This window comes from Saccharothrix isguenensis (assembly GCF_052936305.1).
Map to the genome: position 1 here is coordinate 2407841 of NZ_CP193626.1, position 21110 is coordinate 2428950.

General features: G+C 69.1%; 15 protein-coding genes. 11 read left to right on the plus strand and 4 right to left on the minus strand.

Annotated elements, in window-relative coordinates; genetic code table 11:
- Positions 1-181: 181 nt before the first annotated feature.
- From yjfF to ACRAKI_RS11615, 4 genes are all read right to left on the minus strand, one after another.
- Entirely contained in the window at positions 182-1138 is a 957-nt protein-coding gene (gene yjfF, locus ACRAKI_RS11600) for a galactofuranose ABC transporter, permease protein YjfF (RefSeq protein WP_447008392.1), read from the minus strand.
- A 68-nt stretch (positions 1139-1206) separates the two neighbouring features.
- Positions 1207-2169 carry an ABC transporter permease gene (locus tag ACRAKI_RS11605; RefSeq protein ID WP_447007065.1) on the minus strand — a complete coding sequence of 321 codons (963 nt, stop codon included), beginning with the start codon at positions 2167-2169 and terminating at the stop codon, positions 1207-1209.
- Entirely contained in the window at positions 2166-3662 is a 1497-nt protein-coding gene (locus ACRAKI_RS11610; RefSeq protein WP_447008393.1) for a sugar ABC transporter ATP-binding protein, read from the minus strand. Before ACRAKI_RS11610 ends, ACRAKI_RS11605 begins: the two co-directional genes overlap by 4 nt.
- Positions 3663-3760: 98 nt before the next feature.
- On the minus strand, positions 3761-4693 hold the full coding sequence (locus ACRAKI_RS11615; RefSeq protein WP_447008394.1) for an ABC transporter substrate-binding protein: 933 nt from the start codon (positions 4691-4693) through the stop codon (positions 3761-3763).
- A 482-nt stretch (positions 4694-5175) separates the two neighbouring features.
- Between ACRAKI_RS11615 and ACRAKI_RS11620 the strand changes: the two genes are divergently transcribed.
- The 11 genes from ACRAKI_RS11620 (at position 5176) to ACRAKI_RS11670 (ending at position 21096) form a co-directional block, all read left to right on the plus strand.
- The gene (locus ACRAKI_RS11620) at positions 5176-7221 is read left to right on the plus strand and encodes an immunoglobulin-like domain-containing protein (RefSeq protein ID WP_447007066.1); all 2046 of its coding nucleotides are present in this window, start codon (positions 5176-5178) and stop codon (positions 7219-7221) included.
- A 131-nt stretch (positions 7222-7352) separates the two neighbouring features.
- Positions 7353-9839, plus strand: coding sequence for an alpha-L-arabinofuranosidase C-terminal domain-containing protein (locus ACRAKI_RS11625; RefSeq protein ID WP_447007067.1), 2487 nt, complete (start codon positions 7353-7355; stop codon positions 9837-9839).
- Between the two features lie 245 nt (positions 9840-10084).
- Positions 10085-11071: a LacI family DNA-binding transcriptional regulator gene (locus ACRAKI_RS11630; protein WP_447008395.1), complete on the plus strand. Its 987-nt coding sequence runs from the start codon at positions 10085-10087 to the stop codon at positions 11069-11071.
- A gap of 234 nt (positions 11072-11305) precedes the next feature.
- Positions 11306-12961, plus strand: coding sequence for a ribulokinase (gene araB, locus ACRAKI_RS11635; RefSeq protein WP_447007068.1), 1656 nt, complete (start codon positions 11306-11308; stop codon positions 12959-12961).
- A gap of 3 nt (positions 12962-12964) precedes the next feature.
- Complete coding sequence (locus ACRAKI_RS11640) at positions 12965-13618, plus strand: L-ribulose-5-phosphate 4-epimerase (RefSeq protein ID WP_447007069.1); 654 nt, start codon at positions 12965-12967, stop codon at positions 13616-13618.
- A gap of 20 nt (positions 13619-13638) precedes the next feature.
- A complete protein-coding gene (gene araA, locus ACRAKI_RS11645) occupies positions 13639-15147 on the plus strand; it encodes an L-arabinose isomerase (RefSeq protein ID WP_447007070.1) in 1509 nt (502 codons plus the stop codon).
- Between the two features lie 56 nt (positions 15148-15203).
- The gene (chvE, locus tag ACRAKI_RS11650; protein WP_447007071.1) at positions 15204-16316 is read left to right on the plus strand and encodes a multiple monosaccharide ABC transporter substrate-binding protein; all 1113 of its coding nucleotides are present in this window, start codon (positions 15204-15206) and stop codon (positions 16314-16316) included.
- 7 nt (positions 16317-16323) lie between these two features.
- Entirely contained in the window at positions 16324-17850 is a 1527-nt protein-coding gene (gene mmsA / locus ACRAKI_RS11655) for a multiple monosaccharide ABC transporter ATP-binding protein (RefSeq protein ID WP_447007072.1), read from the plus strand.
- Entirely contained in the window at positions 17847-19067 is a 1221-nt protein-coding gene (gene mmsB / locus ACRAKI_RS11660; RefSeq protein ID WP_447007073.1) for a multiple monosaccharide ABC transporter permease, read from the plus strand. The genes mmsA and mmsB overlap by 4 nt, the downstream gene beginning before the upstream one ends.
- 266 nt (positions 19068-19333) lie before the next feature.
- Positions 19334-19729: a glycosyl hydrolase gene (locus ACRAKI_RS11665; RefSeq protein ID WP_447007074.1), complete on the plus strand. Its 396-nt coding sequence runs from the start codon at positions 19334-19336 to the stop codon at positions 19727-19729.
- A 263-nt stretch (positions 19730-19992) separates the two neighbouring features.
- Positions 19993-21096 carry a hypothetical protein gene (locus tag ACRAKI_RS11670; protein WP_447007075.1) on the plus strand — a complete coding sequence of 368 codons (1104 nt, stop codon included), beginning with the start codon at positions 19993-19995 and terminating at the stop codon, positions 21094-21096.
- Positions 21097-21110: the final 14 nt, after the last annotated feature.

The window sequence follows — 21110 nt, forward strand, 5'->3', positions numbered from 1 at the left end:
GGCGCGATCCCGCTGAACGTCGTCGGCTTCGGGTGCCACAGGCCGGACGAAGCCGGGCAGGCGTGGCGGACGCACTTCCCGCCACGACTGCCCGGCTCCGACCTGTCCGGGGCGCCCCTAGAGGCCCCATGCCAGTCGAGCCGGACAGCGCACCACCCGCTCGACCCTCGACCGCGCAGCCCTAACGCCGCCGCACGATAACCCGCTGCAAAGCGATGAACGCCAACAACAACCCACCGATCACGATCTTCGTCCACCACGACGACAACGTGCCCTCAAAGGAGATCAACGTCTGGATGGTGCCCAACACCAGCACACCCACCACGGACCCGATCACGAACCCGACCCCACCGGACAGCAGGCTCCCGCCCACCACCACAGCAGCGATCGCGTCCAGCTCCATGCCCACCGCGTGCAGGCTGTACCCGGACAGCATGTACAGGCTGAACAGCAGCCCGCCCAACGCCGAGCAGAACCCGCTGATCACGTACACACCGATCTTGACCCGCGTGGTCGCCAGACCCATCAACCGGGCCGACGACTCGTTGCCGCCCACCGCGTACACCGTGCGCCCGAACCGGGTCAGGTGCAGCACGTAGACCGCCGCGACCACCGCCACCAGCGCGATCACCACGCCGTACGTGATGGTCACGCCACCCGGCAGCTCGATCGACCCGGTGGCCACGTCGCGGAACGTCGGGTCCTTGATGGACACCGACTGCACGCTGATCACGAAGCACAACCCGCGGGCCAGGAACATGCCCGCCAGGGTCACGATGAACGGCTGCACGCCGAACCGGTGGATGATCCACCCCATCAAGAACCCCAGCCCGGACCCGGCCGCGAGCACCGCGATCACGGTCAGCCACGCGGGCCACCCGGCCTCCAGCATCGCCGCCGCGATCATCGTGGACAACGCGACCACGGACCCGACCGAGAGGTCGATGCCGCCGGTCAGGATCACGAACGTCATCCCGACCGCGAGCACGATCAGGAACGCGTTGTCGATGAACAGGTTCGCCATCACCTGCCCGGACGCGAACCCCTCGTACCGCACCGAGCCGACGCCGAACGTCGCCACGAACACCACGAACGTCGCGATCACCGGGAGGAACCGCGTCGGCACCTTCACCGCCAACCCGGAGGACTTCCGGGGAGGTGTGGACCCGGGGGAACCCGAGGACTCCGGCTTCACCGTCACTGTCTTCACGCGGGCACCCCTTGCCTCACCCGAATCCGAATCGGCGCCTGCATCAGGCACACCGCGATCACCACGACCGCCTTGAACACCAACGTGATCTCGGGCGCGATGCCGATCGTGTAGACCGTCGTGGTCAACGTCTGGATGATCAGCGCCCCGAGCAGGGTGCCGGTCAACGAGTACCGGCCACCGGCCAACGACGTGCCACCGATCACGACCGCCAGGATCGCGTCCATCTCGATCCACAGCCCCGCGTTGTTGGCGTCGGCCGCGCTCACGTTGGAGCTGATCATCAGCCCGGCGATCGCCGCGCAGACGGCGGCGAACACGTACACGGTCCAGATGATCGTGCGCGCCTGCACGCCGGCCAGCCGCGACGCCGACGGGTTCACCCCGACCGACTCGATCAGCAGGCCCAACGCCGTCCTGCGGGTCACCAGCGCCACCAGCCCGAGCACGGCCAGGCTGATCAGGATCGCGATGGGCAGCACCAGGAACCCGGCGCCGACCTCCCGGTACACGGGCGAGTCGACCGTGACGATCTGCCCCTCGGTGATCAGCATCGCGATGCCGCGACCGGCCGTCATCAGCACCAGCGTCGCGATGATGGGCTGGATGCCGAGCACGGACACCAGGAACCCGTTCCACAACCCCAGCGCCGCGCACAGCAGCAACGCCAACCCCATACCGATCCAGGGGTCTCCCCCCGAAGCGATGTAAGTGCACGTCACCGCCCCGGCGATGGCCGCCACCGCGCCGACCGACAGGTCGATCCCGCGAGTGGCGATCACCAACGTCATGCCCAACGCGATCAGCAGCGTGGGAGCGCCGTTGCGCAGGATGTCGATCAAACTGCCGAACAGGTGCCCGTCCTGCAACCGCAACGAGAAGAACGACGGTGTGACCACCACGTTCAGCACCAGCAGCGCGACCAGCGCCAAGGCCGGCCACAGCAACCTCTTGTTCATACCGCCACCTCCTCGCGGTCGGTCTCCGCACCACCGGCGATGAGCGCCATGACCTCGTCGACAGTGGTGCTGCCGGCCAGCTCGGCGACCTTCTGCCGGTCGCGCATCACCACGACCCGGTCGGCGATCCGCACGACCTCTTCCAGTTCGGCGGAGATGAACACCACCGCCATGCCGTCCGCGGCCAAGTCCGCCACCAGTTTCTGGATCTGCGCCTTCGCGCCGACGTCGATACCGCGCGTCGGCTCGTCCAGGATCAACAGCTTCGGCTCGGTGACCAGCCACCGCGCCAGCAGCACCTTCTGCTGGTTGCCGCCGGACAGCGTGCCCACGACCGCTTCGGGGTTCGCGGGCCGGATGTCCAGCATCTCCATGTACTTCGCCACCAGCTCGTCGGCGAGCTTGCGGGGCACCGGCCGGGCCCAGCCGCGCGCGGCCTGCAACGCCAGGATCAGGTTGTCCCGCACGCTCAGGTCGGCGACCACGCCCTCGGCCTTGCGGTCCTCCGAGGAGAACGCGATGCCGAGCGCGATCGCCGAACGCGGCCCCCGCAGGTGCACGACCTCGCCGTCCACCAGCACGCGGCCCGAATCGGCCTTGTCCGCGCCGAACAGCAGCCGCGCGACCTCCGTGCGACCGGAACCCAGCAGCCCGGCCAGCCCGACCACCTCGCCCGCCCGGACCTCCAGGTCGAACGGCGCCACCGAGCCCTTGCGGCCCAGTCCCTCGGCGACCAGCCACGGCTCGCCCGGCGTGCCCGAACGGCGCTCGATCTCCTCCAGCACGCCCATCTCACGGCCCAGCATCGCGGACACGAGCTCGATCCGGCTGAACTTCGAGGTGGTGTACTCGCCGACCAGCCGGCCGTTGCGCAGCACCGTCATCCGGTCCGAGATCTCGTAGACCTGCTCCAGGAAGTGCGAGACGAACAGCACGGCGACGCCTTCGTCGCGCAGCACCCGGATGATCCGGAACAGCTCCGCGACCTCGTCCGCGTCGAGGCTCGATGTCGGCTCGTCCAGCACGAGCACCCGCGCGTCCACCGCGACCGCACGCGCGATCGCGACGAGCTGCTGCACGGCGATCGGGTGGCTCTCCAACACCGAGGACGGGTCGATGCGCAGCCCGATGCGCTCCAGCAGCTCGGCGGCACGCGTGCGCATCGCCTTGCCGTCGATGCGGCCGAACTTGCGCGGCTCACGCCCGAGGAGGATGTTCTCCGCCACGGTCAGGTTCGCGCACAGGTTGACCTCTTGGTACACCGTGCTGATCCCGGCGGCCTGCGCCTGCGCCGGCCCGCCGAACGACACGGAGTCGCCCGCGTAGTGGATGGTGCCCGCTGCCAGCGGGTGCACCCCCGTCAGCGCCTTGATGAGCGTCGACTTGCCCGCTCCGTTCTCACCCATCAACGCGTGGACCTCACCGGGGAACAGCCGGAAATCCACCTCTTGCAAGGCTTTCACTCCGGGGAACTCCACCGAGATGCCCCGCATGTCGACGACCGGCTCGGTCACCGGACAACTCCTCACACGAGTGGGTGCGGCCCCCGCCACCACACCCGGAGGGTGGCGGGGACCGCTGCTGGTGGTGATCAGTACTTGCGGTTGGGGAGCTCGGCCTTGGCCTGCTCCGAGGTGAACGTGGTCTCCTCGGTGACGACCCGCGGGGGGACTTCCTCGCCCGCCAGGACCTTCTTGGACAGCTCCATCAGCTGCTTGCCGAGCAGCGGGTTGCACTCGACGATGAAGTTGATCTCACCGGCGGCCAGGGCGGTCATGCCGTCCTTCACCGCGTCCACGGTGATGATCTTGATGTCCTTGCCGGGCACCTTGCCCGCGGCCTTGATGGCCTCGATCGCGCCCAGGCCCATGTCGTCGTTGTGCGCGTAGACCACGTCGATCTGCGGCACCGACTTCAGGAACGCCTCCATGACCTGCTTGCCGCCGGACCGCGTGAAGTCACCGGTCTGGGTGGCCACGATCTTCAGGTCGGTGCCCGCGATGGCCTCTTCGAAGCCCTTCTTGCGGTCGATCGCCGGCGCGGCGCCCGTCGTGCCCTGGAGCTCAACCACGTTCGTGGCCCCGGCCGCGTTCTCCTTCAGCCACTCGCCGGCCTTCTTGCCCTCTTCCACGAAGTCGGAGCCGAGGAACGTCTTGTAGAGCGTGGTGTCGTCCGAGTCGATCGCGCGGTCGGTGAGGATGACCGGGATGTTCGCGCGCTTGGCCTCGAGCAGCACGGTGTCCCACCCGGTCTCGACAACCGGGCTGAAGGCGATGATGTCCACCTTCTGCTGGATGTAGGACCGGATCGCCTTGATCTGGTTCTCCTGCTTCTGCTGCGCGTCGGAGAACTTCAGGTCGATCCCGGCCGCGGCGGCCTCTTCCTGGATGGACTTGGTGTTCGCGGTGCGCCAGCCGCTCTCGGCGCCCACCTGAGCGAAGCCCATGGTGATCTTGCCGTCGTCCTTGGTCCCGGACGACGCGGCGTCACCGCCCGACCCGCACGCGGTCAGCGCGGCCAACATGACCGCTGCTGCGGCGGTCGTGATCTTCTTCAACACTGGTCTTCCTCCGTGGGAACCCGAGACACTGACGGGGACGGCGAACCGCGTGACGGTGGTCACCTGGGCCACCAGAGTGAACGCTCACAATCGGCCCGTCAACCCCTTGGAAACGTCAACTTCGCATCCTTGACACGTTTGTTAGCCGATCGTATGTTAGCGCTCACTATTGTGACGCACCGCACCCGTGCGGTCGCATGCCCTGTTCATCCGCGGCCGCGGGCCGCGCGCAAGACGAGAGCGACTCACCTATGGTCACCCTTCGTCATCGCCCACGCTCCTCCGTCGCGACCATGGTCGCAGTGCTCGCGGCGGCCCTCACCGCGGCTACCTTGAGCGCACCGTCCGTGTCCGCCGCAGATGGTCTCGTGCTGCACTACCCCCTCACCGAAACCTCGGGGACCGCGGTTGCGGACCACTCGGGCGGAGGTCGTAACGCAACCGTTATGGGTGATGCCACTCCCGGCGGAGCTGAAGGGCTTCAACTCGGTGGCGTCAACGGCCACGTGAAGCTGCCGGACAACGTGCTGCGCGGCATGGCCGACGTCACTGTCTCGGTTCAGGTGCGCATTTCGCCGGATCAGGCCACGCCTTACTTCATCTACGGCCTCGGTAATTCCTCGGGTACGGTCGGTAACGGTTACCTGTTCACCACGGGCAACGCGTACCGCTCTTCGATCGCGACCGGCAACTGGTCCACGGAGCAGACCACGTCGGCCGGTCGGAATCTCGCCAGGGGTGTGTGGAAAACGCTTACCTACACCCTCGGCGGCGGTACCGCGGTGCTTTACGAGGACGGCGTCGAAGTCGCCCGCCGGACCGGCGTCACCATCACGCCGGCCATGATCGGCGGGGGTGCCACGACCGCCAACTACATCGGCCGCTCCGTCTACAGCGGCGACCGCCACCTCAAGGGCGCGGTCCGCGACTTCCGCCTCTACGACCGGGCCATCACCGCCGCCGAGGCGCACGACCTCGGCTTCGTGTCCGCGGAGGAGAAGGCCCGGCGCGACCTCGCCGCCATCGACCTCGGCGACCTCTCCGCCGTCACCGCGGACCTGACCCTGCCGACCACCGGTCCGTACGGCTCGGCGATCACCTGGCAGTCGAGCGACCAGTCGCACGTGACCGCCCAGGGCGCCGTCACCCGCCCCGCCGCCGGCTCCGACCCGGCCACGGTGACGCTGACCGCCACCGCCACTCCCGGTGGTGCCGAGACCACCGCCGCCCGGACCAGGACGTTCGAGGTCACCGTGCGCCCCGAGTTGACCGACGCCGAGAAGGTCGCCGAAGCCGCCGCCGCGCTGACCGTGTGGGACGCCGACGACATCCGCGGCAACATCACCCTCCCCACCGAGGGCCTGCACGGCACGGATGTCTCGTGGAAGTCCACGAAGAAGAAGGTCATCACCGAGACCGGCGAGGTGACCCGGCCCGAGCACGGCGCCGAGCCCGCCGGCCTGACGCTCACCGCGACCGTCCGCAGCGGCGAGGAGCAGGTCAAGCGCCGCTTCCCCGTCACGGTGACGCCGAAGCCCGAGCAGCAGGCGTACGAGGGCTACATGTTCGGCTACTTCACCGGCGAGGGCACGGCCACCGGCGAGCAGGTGTACTTCGCGGCGAGCCGCGGCAACGACGCGCTGAAGTGGGACGAGCTCAACCAGGGCAACCCGGTCCTCACGTCGTCGCTCGGCGACAAGGGCGTGCGCGACCCGTTCATCATCCGGTCCCCGGAGGGCGACAAGTTCTACCTCATCGCCACCGACCTGAAGATGAACGGCAACGGCAACTGGGACCTGGCGCAGCGCAAGGGCAGCCGCCACATCGAGGTCTGGGAGTCCACGGACCTCGTCGACTGGGGGCAGCAGCGCCACGTGCGCGTGTCGCCGGAGACGGCCGGCAACACGTGGGCGCCCGAGGCGTACTACGACGACACGATCGGCGCCTACGTCGTCTTCTGGGCCTCGAAGGTCTACGCGGCGGACGACCCCGAGCACACCGGCAACACCTACAACAAGATGCTGTACGCGACGACGCGCGACTTCCGCACGTTCAGCGAGCCTCAGGTCTGGGTCGACCCGGGCTACTCGGTCATCGACTCGACCGTGATCGAGCACGGCGGTGAGTACTTCCGGTTCACCAAGGACGAGCGGAACAACACGTCCACCACGCCGTGCAGCAAGTTCATCCTGGCCGAGAAGTCCGCGGAGCTGCGCGACACCTCGTACGACTTCGTCGCCGACTGCATCGGCAAGGGTTCGATCCGCCAGGGCGAGGGCCCCACGGTCTTCAAGTCCAACACCGAGGACCGCTGGTACCTGTTCATCGACGAGTTCGGCGGACGCGGCTACGTCCCGTTCGAGACCACGGACCTCGCCTCCGGCCAGTGGACCCTCGCCACCGACTACTCCCTGCCCAGCCGACCCCGGCACGGCACCGTCCTGCCGGTCACGAAGGCCGAACTGGACCGCGTCCGCGCGGCCTTCCCCTGACCCGCACCCCGGACTTCAAGCCCCGACTCCAAGCCCGGAGTCCCACCCTGGATCCGACGCCGCCATCCAGACCCCAGACCCCAGACCCCAGCACCCGACCTTCCTGGGCACCCTGATCCCCTGGAGAACGCATGTCCCGCGTTGTGATGGCCGCGGCACTCGCCGCGAGCCTGCTGGTCGCCGTGCCCGCTTCGGGCACGGCGGCCGACACCGACCACACCGACTACACGCTCACCGTCGACCCGGCAGCCAAGGGCGCGACGATCGACGACAGCATGTACGGCGTCTTCTTCGAGGACATCAACCGCGCCGCCGACGGCGGTCTCTACGCCGAGCTGGTGCAGAACAGGTCGTTCGAGTACGACCGCGCCGACAACGCCTCCTACACCCCGCTCACGGCGTGGGAGCCGACCGGCGGCACGCTCGACGTGGTCGACGACGACGGCAGGCTCAACGAGCGCAACCGCCGCTACCTCCGCGTCGGCCTGCCCGGCGGTGTGATCAACTCCGGGTACAACACCGGCATCAACGTCGAGCGCGGCGAGCGCTACGACTTCTCCGTCTGGGCCCGCACGGACCAGTCCGCCGGCACCCCGGTGCACGTCGGCCTGACCGACGAGGCGGGCAACGACCTGGCCACGCCGCTGGAGGTCCAGGTCGTCGGTGACGGCTGGACGAAGTACACGGGCGCCTTCCACGCCCGCCAGTCGTCCACGAACGGCCGGCTCCGGGTGACGGGCGGCGGCACGGGCACCCTGCGGCTGGACATGGTGTCGCTCTTCCCGAGGGACACGTTCAAGGGCCACGGCCTGCGCACCGACCTGGCGGAGAAGATCGCCGCCCTCGAACCCGGCTTCGTCCGCTTCCCCGGCGGCTGCCTGGTCAACACCGGCAGCCACGCGGCCTACGAGGCGCCGGACTGGGAGCGCCGTCGCTCGTTCCAGTGGAAGGACACCATCGGCCCGGTCGAGGAGCGCGCCACCAACTGGAACTTCTGGGGCTACAACCAGTCCTACGGCCTCGGCTACTACGAGTACTTCCAGTTCTCCGAGGACGTCGGCGCGATGCCGCTGCCCGTGGTGCCCGCGCTGGTCACCGGCTGCGGCCAGAACCAGGCCACCGACGACCCGGCGCTGCTGGAGCGGCACATCCAGGACACGCTCGACCTGATCGAGTTCGCCAACGGCCCGGCCGACTCCACGTGGGGTCGCAAGCGGGCCGAGATGGGCCACCCGGAGCCGTTCGGCCTGACCCACATCGGGGTCGGCAACGAGGAGAACCTGGCCGACGCGTTCTTCGAGCGCTTCACCCGGTTCCGCGCCGCCATCGAGGCGAAGTACCCGGACATCACCATCGTCAGCAACTCCGGCCCGGACGACGCGGGCGCCAACTTCGACCGGTTGTGGCAGCTCAACCGCGACGCGGGCGTCGACATGGTGGACGAGCACTACTACAACAGCCCGAGCTGGTTCCTGGAGAACAACGACCGGTACGACAGCTACGACCGCAACGGGCCGAAGGTGTTCCTGGGCGAGTACGCCTCGCAGGACAACCGGTTCTTCAACGCCCTGTCCGAGGCCGCGTTCATGACCGGCCTCGAGCGCAACGCGGACGTCGTGAAGCTCGCCTCCTACGCGCCCCTGCTGTCCAACGAGGACTACGTGCAGTGGCGGCCGGACATGATCTGGTTCAACAACCACGCGTCGTGGGGCTCGACCTCCTACGAGGTGCAGAAGCTGTTCATGACCAACGTCGGCGACCACGTCGTGCGGAGCACGGCCTCCGGCACGCCGTCGACCCGCGAGCCGATCACCGGCGCGATCGGCCTGTCGACGTGGGCCACGGCCGCGTCCTACGACGACGTGGTGGTCACCTCGGCGACGGGCCAGGAGCTGTTCGCCGACGACTTCTCCGCCGGCGCGAGCCGGTGGACCGGCACCGGTTCGGGCACCTGGGACGTGGTGGACGGCGCCTACGCGCAGTCCGACGCCACCGCCCAGAACACCCTGGTCACGGCGGGCGACCCGACGTGGCGCGACTACGACCTCAACGTCAAGGCGACCAAGCAGTCGGGCAGCGAGGGCTTCCTCGTCGCCTTCGGCGTCAAGGACACCGGCAACTACTACTGGTGGAACCTCGGCGGCTGGAACAACACCCAGTCGGCCGTGGAGGAGGCCGAGGGCGGCGGCAAGAGCACGCTGATCTCCGACGGCACCACGATCGAGGCCGGCCGCACGTACGACCTGCGGATCGAGGTGCGCGGTCGGCAGGTGCGGTTGTTCCTGGACGGGCAGAAGTGGGGCGAGTTCACCGACGACAAGGTCGCCGAGCCGTTCCGCCAGGTGGTCACCCGCGACCAGTCGACCGGCGAGCTGATCGTCAAGGTGGTCAACGCGCAGGCGGACGCGGCCCGCACGAAGATCGACCTAGGCCGGCACACCAAGGTCCGGCCGATCGCGCGGGCGACCGTGCTGCGGGGCGGGCCGGACGACGTGAACACCGAGTTCGACCAGCCGGTGCGGGCCGCGGAGACGAAGGTGAAGGTCTCGAACTCCTTCACCCACACGTTCCCGCCGCACTCCGTTACCTTCCTGCGGATCAAGGACCGGCAGCGGTGACCAGCCGGCCCGAGTCGAGCTGGGCCGACCGGCCGCACGGTGACCCGAGGGCCGGGGAACGGGTGATTTCCCCGACTCGGTTGACGAGTCCCGGCCTGTCCGGGACGGTCCCTGGTGGACAATGGTGTTGACGGCACGTTGACGGTGATCAGGCGCTGTTATCGCTAACATCACGGTAGGTGGAAGCAGTGTTCGACCAGGGAGATGGGGCGGTAGTGGAGCACAAGACCTCGCGCGACCCCGCGATGACGGATGTCGCCAGGCTCGCGGGGGTCTCGCACCAGACGGTGTCGCGGGTGCTGAACGGGCACCCGAACGTCCGGGAGCAGACCCGACTGCGGGTGCGGGCGGCGATCGCCGAGTTGGGCTACCGGCCCAACAAGGCGGCCCGCGCGCTGGTCACCGGCCGATCCCAGCTGATCGGGGTGGTGGCGCAGAACTCGACGCTCTACGGCCCCGCGTCGCTGCTCGCCGCGTTCGAGACGGCGGCGGCGGAGGCCGGGTTCGCGGTGAGCGTCGGTCGGGTCGACGTGCTGGACCGCAACTCCATCTCCGACGCCGTCGAGCGGCACCGCGACCAGCGGGTCGCCGGAATAGTGGTTATCGCGCCGACCGCGTCGGCCAATGACGCGGTCGGCGCCGTGTCCGCGGGCATCCCGCTGGTCACGGTGGACGGCGACCCGGAGCGCTCCACCCCGCTGGTGACGGTCGACCAGGCGGCGGGCGCCTTCGCGGCGACCCGCCACCTGCTCGACGCCGGCCACCGCACGGTGTGGCACGTCTCGGGCCCGTCGGACTGGTTCGACAGCCTCGGCCGCATACGGGGTTGGCGGTCGGCGCTGGAGACGGCCGGCCTGGAGGTGCCGCCGGTCGTGCCGGCGGACTGGACCGCGTCCTCCGGCTACCGCGCGGGCCAGATGCTGGCCCGGATGCCGGAGGTCACCGCGATCTTCGCCGCGAACGACCACCTGGCGCTCGGCATCCTGCGCGCGATGAGCGAGCGCGGCCGCCGGGTCCCGCACGACGTGAGCATCGTCGGGTTCGACGACGTGCCGGAGGCGGCGTACTTCATCCCGCCGCTGACGACGATCAGGCCGGACTTCCACGCGGTCGCCAAGGAGACCCTGGAGCTGCTGCTGGCCCAGGTGGGCGACGGGGACGTGGGCGCCCCGCAGCGGACCGTGGCCCCCGCGCTGGTGCAGCGGGACAGCGTGGCCCCGCCCACCGAGTGAAATCCTCGCGCTCGTACTGTTGCGCCGTCCACGTTGGGCGGCGCAACAATTTCGTAACCGGTCTGCGGCCGACGCGGCCCCGCAGCGGGCACGATCGCGCCTACCCTTGACCTGCGCGCCCTGGTCGGCGCAGGTCCGGATGACCACCGCGTTTTGTGCACGCTCACCTGCCTCTTTGCAGCACGTTGCGGGCAGGGCTTGACGCCGTGAATGTTAGCGATAACACTCCTTCTCATGGCGAGCGATCCCTTGGTTGTTGGTGTCGACTTCGGCACCTTGTCCGGTCGCGCGGTGGTCGTGCGGGTGCGCGACGGCCTCGAACTGGGCACGGCGGTGCACGACTACCGGCACGGTGTGCTGGACCGGGCGCTGCCCGACGGCCGCCCGTTGCCGCCCGACTGGGCGTTGCAGGTGCCCCAGGACTACGTGGACGTGCTGCGGCACGCGGTGCCTGCGGCCCTGGCCGACGCGGGGGTGGACCCGGCCGACGTGATCGGCATCGGCACGGACTTCACCGCGTGCACGATGGTCCCGGTCAAGGCGGACGGCACGCCCCTCAACGAGCTGCCCGAGTTCGCGGACAACCCGCACGCGTACGTGAAGCTGTGGAAGCACCACGCGGCCCAGCCGCAGGCGGACCGGATCAACCACCTCGCGTCCCAGCGCGGTGAGAGCTGGCTGCCCCGCTACGGCGGCCTGATCTCCTCCGAGTGGGAGTTCGCCAAGGGCCTCCAGCTGCTCGAAGAGGCGCCCGAGGTCTACGCGGCGATGGACCACTGGGTCGAGGCCGCGGACTGGATCGTCTGGCAGCTCGCCGGCGTCTACGTGCGCAACGCCTGCACGGCCGGCTACAAGGGCATCTACCAGGACGGCTACCCGTCCACCGACTTCCTCCAGGCGCTCAACCCCGACTTCGGCGGCTTCGTCGCCGACAAGCTGGACCACCCGCTGGGCCAGCTCGGCGACCGGGCGGGCGGCCTCACCGAGCAGGCCGCCGAGTGGACCGGCCTGACGCCGGGCATCGCGGTGGCCGTCGGCAACGTCGACGCGCACGTGACCGCGCCCGCCGCGCGCGCCGTGGAACCGGGCCAGATGGTCGCGATCATGGGCACCTCGACGTGCCACGTCATGAACGCCGACGTCCTGGCCGACGTGCCCGGCATGTGCGGCGTGGTGGACGGCGGCATCGTCCCCGGCCTGTGGGGCTACGAGTCCGGCCAGAGCGGCGTCGGCGACATCTTCGCCTGGTTCGTGGAGCACAACGTGCCGGCCGAGTACCACGAGCAGGCCGCGGCGCGCGGCATCTCCGTGCACGAGCTGCTGACGGAGCTGGCCTCCCAGCAGCGCATCGGCGAGCACGGCCTGATCGCGCTGGACTGGCACAGCGGCAACCGGTCGGTGCTGGTGGACCACGAGCTGTCCGGCGTCGTGGTGGGCCAGACGCTGGCCACCCGCGCCGAGGACACCTACCGGGCGTTGCTGGAGGCCACGGCCTACGGCACGCGGGTGATCGTGGACTCCTACACCGACGCGGGCATCCCGGTGACGGAGCTGGTGATCGCCGGCGGCCTGCTGCGCAACCCGCTGCTGATGCAGATCTACGCCGACGTGACGAACCTGCCGCTGTCGGTGATCGGCTCCGAGCAGGGTCCGGCGCTCGGCTCGGCGATGCACGCGGCCGTGGCGGCCAAGGCGTACGAGGACATCCACGCCGCCGCCCAGGCGATGGGCTCGGTGAAGCGGGGCGTCTACCTGCCGATCCCGGACAACGTCGAGGCGTACGAGCGGATGTTCGTCGAGTACCAGGAGCTGCACGACTACTTCGGTCGCGGCGCGAACGAGGTCATGCACCGGCTCAAGGCGCGGCGCCGTGCCGCGAAGGGGGAGTAGCAGATGTCCGCAGTCTCCGACCTGCGTCGCACGGTCGCCGACCTGCACCGCGAGCTGACCCGGTACGAGCTGGTGATCTGGACCGCGGGCAACGTCTCGGCCCGCGTGCCCGGCCAGGACCTGATGGTGATCAAGCCGTCCGGGGTGTCGTACGACCAGCTGACCCCCGAGGCCATGGTCGTCACCGACCTGCACGGCAACCTGGTGGAGGGCGACTACTCGCCGTCCTCGGACACCGCCGCGCACGCCTACGTGTACCGGCACATGCCCGAGGTGAACGGCGTGGTGCACACTCACTCGCCCTACGCCACGGCGTGGGCCGCACGCGGCGAGCCGATCCCGTGCGTTCTCACGATGATCGCCGACGAGTTCGGCGGCGACATCCCGGTGGGCCCGTTCGCGCTCATCGGCGACGACTCGATCGGCCGCGGCATCGTGGAGACGTTGCGCGCCAGCCGCTCACCGGCGGTGCTGATGCGCAACCACGGCCCGTTCACGGTCGGCAAGGACGCCCGTGCGGCGGTGAAGGCGGCGGTGATGGTGGAGGACGTGGCGCGCACCGTCCACTTCGCACACCAGCTCGGCACGCCGGACCCGATCGAACAGCACCACATCGACAGCCTTTACGCGCGTTACCAGAACGTCTACGGGCAATGAGCCCACGAGGGGAGCCCCGCATGTCCTCTGCTGGGAAGCCGCAAGTCTGGTTCCTGACCGGGAGCCAGCACCTCTACGGCCCGGACACGCTAGAGCAGGTCGCCCGGCAATCGCAGCAGATCCAGCGGATGCTCACCGAATCGGGGAGGATCACCGCGGAGATCGTGTGGCAGCCGGTGCTGACCGACACCGCGGCCATCCGCACCGTGATGCTCGCGGCGAACGCCGACCCGTCGTGCGTCGGCGTGATCGCGTGGATGCACACGTTCTCGCCCGCCAAGATGTGGATCACCGGGCTGGACGCGCTGCGCAAGCCGCTGCTGCACCTGCACACGCAGCTGAACGAGGCGCTGCCGTGGTCGACCATCGACATGGACTTCATGAACCTCAACCAGGCCGCCCACGGCGACCGCGAGTTCGGGTTCATCCAGACCAGGATCGGTGTGCACCGCAAGACGGTGGCGGGTCACGCGAGCGACCCGGTGCTGGCCGAGCGGATCGACGGCTGGGTGCGCGCCGCGACCGGCTACAGCCACCTGAACGGGATGAAGCTGGCCCGGTTCGGTGACAACATGCGCGGCGTCGCGGTGACCGAGGGCGACAAGGTGGAGGCCGAGTTGCGCTTCGGCGTCTCGGTGAACACCTACGGCGTGAACGACCTGGTCGAGCTGGTGGACGCGGTCGCCGACGAGGAGATCGACCTGCTCGTCGCCGACTACGCCGACGCCTACCGGCTCGCGCCGGAGTTGCAGCGCGGTGCGGAGCGGCACGAGTCGCTGCGCTACGCGGCGCGCATCGAAGCCGGGCTGCGGCGGTTCCTCACGGAGGGCGGCTTCGGCGCGTTCACCACGAACTTCGAGGACCTGGGCGGGCTGCGGCAGCTGCCGGGCCTCGCCGTGCAGCGGCTGATGGGCGACGGCTACGGGTTCGGCGGCGAGGGCGACTGGAAGACCTCGGCGCTGCTGGCCGCGGTGAAGGCGATGGGCGCCGGCACGGGCCGCGGCACGTCGTTCATGGAGGACTACACCTACCACTTCGGCCCCGGCGAGCCGAAGATCCTCGGCGCGCACATGCTGGAGGTCTGCCCGTCCATCGCGGCCGACCGCCCGTCGTGCGAGGTCCACGCGCTGGGCATCGGCGGCCGGGAGGACCCGGTCCGGCTGGTGTTCGACGCGGCGGCTGGTCCCGCCGTGGTCGTCGGCCTGGCCGACCTGGGCGAGCGGTTCCGGTTGGTGGCCAACGAGGTCGAGGTCGTGCCGCCGGACGAGCCGCTGCCGAACCTGCCGGTGGCCCGCGCGGTGTGGAAGCCCGCGCCGTCGCTGTCCACGTCGGCCGAGTCGTGGCTGACCGCGGGCGGACCGCACCACACCGTGATGACGCAGGCCGTCGGCGCGGAGGTGCTGAGCGACTTCGCGAACATGGTGAACACCGAACTGGTGCTGATCGACAAGGACACGACCACCACGTCGTTCAGCGACCGCCTGCGCTGGAACCAGGCGTACTTCCGGCTCGCACAGGGCCTCCGCTAGCCGCCCATGGCAGCTACGCGCGCTGGCAACACCGCCACCCCGAGGAGAAAGAAACAATGAAGTTTCCACGGTTCGCCGCCGTCACCGTGGCGGCAGCCCTGACGTTGTCCGCCTGCGGCTCGGCGGAGAAGACCGTCGACCAGCAGACCGGGTCCACCGAAGGCGCGCTCGTCGGCGTGACCATGCCGACGCGGTCGTCCGAGCGCTGGATCCACGACGGCGACAACATCAAGAAGGCGCTGGAGGACAAGGGCTACAAGGTCGACCTCCAGTACGCCGAGAACGACATCCCGACGCAGGCGAACCAGATCGAGAACCAGATCACCAAGGGCGCGAAGCTCCTGATCGTGGCCTCGATCGACGGCACCGCCATCACGTCGCAGCTCCAGCAGGCGCAGGACGCGAACATCCCGGTCATCGCCTACGACCGGCTGCTGCGCAACACCGACAGCGTCGACTACTACGCCACGTTCGACAACTTCAAGGTCGGCGTGCAGCAGGCGACGTCGCTGCTGACGGGCCTCGGCGTGCTCAAGGCCGACGGCACCCCCGGTGACGCGGCGGGCCCGCTGAACATCGAGCTGTTCGCCGGTTCGCCGGACGACAACAACGCCACGTTCTTCTTCAACGGCGCGATGTCGGTGCTCCAGCCGCACATCGACAAGGGCACGCTGGTGGTCAAGAGCGGCCAGGTCGACTTCAAGACCGTCGCCATCCTGCGCTGGGACCCGGCCACGGCCCAGAAGCGCATGGAGGACCTGCTCACGTCCACCTACGGCGGCGCGCAGGTGCACGGCGTGCTGTCGCCGTACGACGGCCTGTCCATCGGCATCCTCTCCGCGCTCAAGAGCAGCGGCTACGGCGCCGGCGGCAACCCGTACCCGATCGTCACCGGCCAGGACGCCGAGGTCGCCTCGGTGAAGTCGATCATCGGCGGCGAGCAGTACTCGACCATCCACAAGGACACCCGCGAGCTGGCGGACGTCACCGTGAAGATGGCGGACTCGGTGCTGAAGGGCGAGAAGCCCGAGGTCAACAACGAGAAGGACTACGACAACGGCAACAAGGTCGTGCCGTCCTTCCTGCTGGAGCCGGTCATCGTGGACAAGACCAACTACCAGAAGGTGCTCGTGGACAGCGGCTACTACACCGCGGACCAGTTGAGGTAATCGGATCATGTCCGACGACATCCTGGTGATGCGCGGCATCACCAAGCGGTTCGCCGGGGTCACCGCGCTGCACGACGTGTCGCTCGCCGTGCGGCGCGGTGAGATCCACGCGATCTGCGGTGAGAACGGCGCGGGCAAGTCCACGCTGATGAAGGTGCTCTCCGGCGTGCACCCGCACGGGTCGTACGAGGGCGAGATCGTCTTCGAGGGCGAGCCCTGCTCGTTCGGCGGCGTCCGCGACAGCGAGCGGCGCGGCATCGTGATCATCCACCAGGAGCTGGCGCTGTGCGGCCAGCTGTCCATCGCGGAGAACCTGTACCTCGGCAACGAGCAGTCCAGGCGCGGGTTCATCGACTGGAACCGCACGAACCACGCGGCGGCGGCACTGCTCGCCCGCGTGGGCCTGCGGGAGAACCCCACGGCGCCCGTGCACGACCTGGGCGTCGGCAAGCAGCAGCTGGTGGAGATCGCCAAGGCGCTGGCCAAGGAGGTCAAGCTGCTGATCCTGGACGAGCCGACCGCGGCGCTGAACGACGACGACTCCGCGCACCTGCTCGACCTGCTGGACGGCCTGCGCGACGAGGGCATCACCTCGGTGATCATCTCGCACAAGCTCAACGAGGTGACCAGGATCGCGGACACCATCACGATCCTGCGCGACGGCCGCACCATCGAGACGCTGCCCGCGACCGACGTGACGGAAGAGCGGATCATCTCCGGCATGGTCGGCCGCGACCTGGAGCACCGCTTCCCGCCCCGCACGCCGAAGGTGGGGGACGAGGTGCTGCGGATCGAGGGCTGGACCGTGCACAGCCCGTCCCAGCCGGACCGGGTGGTGGTCGACAACGCCACCCTGTCGTTGCGGCGCGGCGAGATCGTCGGTCTCGCGGGCCTCATGGGCGCGGGCCGCACGGAACTCGCGATGAGCGTGTTCGGCCGCTCGTACGGCGTCGGCGTGTCCGGCCGGGTGGTCAAGGACGGCCGCGAGATCGACACGCGCACCGTCCGCAAGGCCATCCGGCACGGCCTGGCGTACGTCAGCGAGGACCGCAAGCGGTACGGGTTGAACCTCATCGACGACGTCAAGCGGAACGTGTCCGCAGCGGGGCTGTCCAAGCTCGCCAAGCGCGGCTGGGTGAACGAGAACGAGGAGTTCTCGGTCGCCGAGCGGTTCCGGCGCTCGATGAACATCAAGACACCCGACGTCGGCACGCCCACCTCGTCGCTGTCCGGCGGCAACCAGCAGAAGGTCGTGCTGGCCAAGTGGATGTTCACCGACCCGGACGTGCTCATCCTCGACGAGCCGACGCGCGGCATCGACGTGGGCGCGAAGTACGAGATCTACTCGATCATCAACGAGCTTGCGGACCAGGGCCGCGCGGTGCTGGTCATCTCCTCCGAGCTGCCGGAGCTGCTCGGCCTGTGCGACCGGGTGTACGCGCTGTCCGAGGGCCGGATCACCGGTGAGCTGGACCGCGCGGAAGCCACGCAGGAACGCCTGATGCACCACATGACCCAGGGACAGACCTCATGAGCACTGAACTGGCACCGGCGCCCGCGGCGAAATCCGCCGCACCGCAGCGCCGGTTCTCGATCAACCTGCGGCAGTCCGGCATCTACGTGGCGTTCGCGCTGATCGTGGTGCTGTTCGCGGTGTTGACGGACGGCGCGCTGCTCCAGCCGCAGAACATCTCCAACATCATCGTGCAGAACTCGTACGTGCTGATCCTGGCGATCGGCATGATGCTGGTGATCATCAACGGGCACATCGACCTGTCCGCCGGGTCGGTGGTCGCGCTGACCGGCGCGATCTGCGCGGTGCTGACCGTGCAGATGGGCGTGCCGTGGCCGATCGCGGTGCTGCTGACGCTGGTGGCGGGCGCGGTGATCGGGGCGGCCCAGGGCTACTGGGTGGCGTTCTTCGGCATCCCCGCGTTCATCGTGACGCTGGCGGGCATGCTGGTGTTCCGGGCGCTGACGCTGACCGTGCTGGGCAACCAGGGCATCGGCCCGTTCCCGGACCAGATCCGGACGCTGGCCAACGGCTTCACCGAGGGCTACCTCGGGAACGTGGGCCTCGGCCCGCTGGGCGGCGCGGACCTGCTCAGCCTGCTGGTGGGCCTCGCGGTGGTCGGCGCGTTCGCGTTCGCGCAGTGGCGCAAGCGCAAGGCGCGGCTGGAGTACGGGCAGGTCGTGGACCCGTTCCCGATCTTCGTGCTGCGGATCGTGCTGGCGGCGGCGGTCGTGCTGGCCGTGGTGGTGCAGCTGGCCCGGTTCCGGAACCTGCCGTGGGTGCTCGTGCTGCTCGCGGTGCTGGTGCTGGGCTACTCGGTGATGGCGAACAAGTCGGTGTTCGGCCGGCACATCTACGCCATCGGCGGCAACCTCCAGGCCGCGACGCTGTCCGGGGTGAAGGTCAAGCAGGTCTCGTTCTGGGTGTTCGTGAACATGGGCGTGCTGGCGGCGCTCGCGGGCGTGATCTTCGCGGGTCGGCTGAACCAGGCCGGCCCGACCGCGGGCACGGCGTTCGAGCTCGACGCGATCGCGGCGGCGTTCATCGGCGGCGCGGCGGTGCAGGGCGGCGTGGGCAAGGTGGTCGGCGCGATCACCGGTGGCCTGATCATGGGTGTGATCAACAACGGCATGTCGTTGATCGGCGCGCCCAGTGAACGGGTGATGCTGGTCAAGGGCCTCGTCCTGCTGGCGGCGGTCGCCTACGACGTGTGGACCAAGCGCCGGGGCCGCGCCTGACCTCACCGGTCGGGCACCCCGCAACCCCCTGAGTCCTACGTTCGGGACGCGTGAGTTGACCGTTCGGGACTCGGTGGTGCGGTCCGGCTCGATTGGACATGGGGCCTTACAGGCACCCCCGGACAGGCCGAAGCCGGGCAGGCATGGCGGGAAGTGCGTCCGCGACGCCTTCCCGGCTTCGGCCGGCCTATGGCACCCGAACCCATGTCGAATCGGGCCTGCGCGTCTGTGGCATGCCGGTACGCCTGCCGGCACTGGGCAGAGCCATGCTCGCCCTCGCGTTCTACTTGACCAACGCCAAGGGCCTGGACAACCTCGTCTGGCTGCACGGCTACAACGGCCAGCCACAGGGGTCGTTCCACCCCGGCAAGCAGTACTTGGACATCGGCGGCGCCGACACCTACGCGGGTAACGGCAACTACGACCCGTTGAAGCCGATGACGACTCCGTGCGCAACATCGTCGGCACCACCGTGCCGATCGCGCTGCACGAGAACGGCCCGATCCGGACCCGGACCGGATGATCTCCAGCGGCGCGCGTTGGGTGCTGTTCGGCACGTGGCACGGCAACCACCTGACCGTCAGCAACTCGGTCGGCCATCTCCAGAAGGCTACAACCACAGCTACGTCGTGACCCGCGACGAGTTGCCCAGCCTGAAGTAGTCCGGCCTCGGGCAGGGGGCTGTACCGGTCAAGGGCCTGCTCACCCCGGTGAGACGGGCCCTTGACGGGGTCCCGGATGTCGGTTTCACTACAAGCTGGTCTGGGAACGCTCCCAGAACTGACTCGGGTGGCGGCCCGCCACGTCCCCCGGCGGGCCGCCACCGCCCTTCCCCTGTGCCGCACCGAACCATAGGATCGCCTACGCCGCCGCAGGAAAGCGCTTACCAACATCGGGAGATCACCCCATGAAAGCAATCCTCGCCGTGTCAGCGTTGACAGCGGCGCTCCTCCAGGTCACCGCCCCGGAGGCACAGGCAGCCTGCGGCGACGGCTCGTACCAGGCCGAGGTGACCGGGTCCGGCAGCAGCTTCACCGCCCGCCGGGGCAGCAGCACGGTCTACACCGGCAGCAGCCTGCGCGCCGCGATGCAGGCGGCCAACGACAGCCTCACCGCGAACCGCACGTACAAGGAGCGGATCGTCGTCCGGGCGTCCGGCTCCATCCCCGCGGGCGAGCGGTACTCGATGCGCAGCTACACCGCGATCGACCTGTGCGGCACCATCAACGTCACCGGCACCGGCTCGGGCGACTACGCGCCGGTCTACGCGCGCGGCGTCCGCGACATCGAGGTCCAGAACCTCACCCTCACCGGCACCCCGCTGTACGGCATCTTCATGCGCAACGTCACCAACGTGGTGATCGGCAACGTGAACATGCGCCTGTCCAGGGGCCTGGGCGTGCGCATCGACAACCGCGGCGACACCAGCCAGTGGACCCGCAACGTCCGGATCGACTACGCCTACGTGCAGGGCGCCAGCTCGCACGCCGTGGAGACCTACGGCGTGGACGGCCTGACCATCGGCACGGTGGTGGCGCGCGGCGTCGGCGAGTCCGGCCTGCTGCTCAACCAGACGATCAACGCCACGGTCGGCACCGTCGACGCCGAGAACGCGGGCACCGGCACGGGCTACGCCGCGTTCCGCACGGCCAACCGCAACGGCCGGATCGGCAGCAGCTACCCGATCAACGTCCGGGTCGGCACGGTCAAGGCGCGCGGCGGCGGTCGCGGCATCTTCTGCGTCTCGGAGAGCGGCGGCCTGCAGATCGACCGGATCGACATCGCGCAGACCGGCAGCAACTCCATCCTGATCGAGAACTGCTACAACGTGAACCTCGCCGCGCAGAGCGGCAGTGTCACCGGTCCGGGTGACATCCGGCTGGCGGCGCGGACCGAGTTCCCGATCACCCGGGACATCCTCGTCCAGAACCTGACCGTCACGAACTCGGCCATCACCGAGAACCCGTGCGGCACCAACACCACGTTCCGCAACAACACGCTCGTGAACAGCAGGCAGAGCATCTGCTAGCCGTCCGCTCTCGG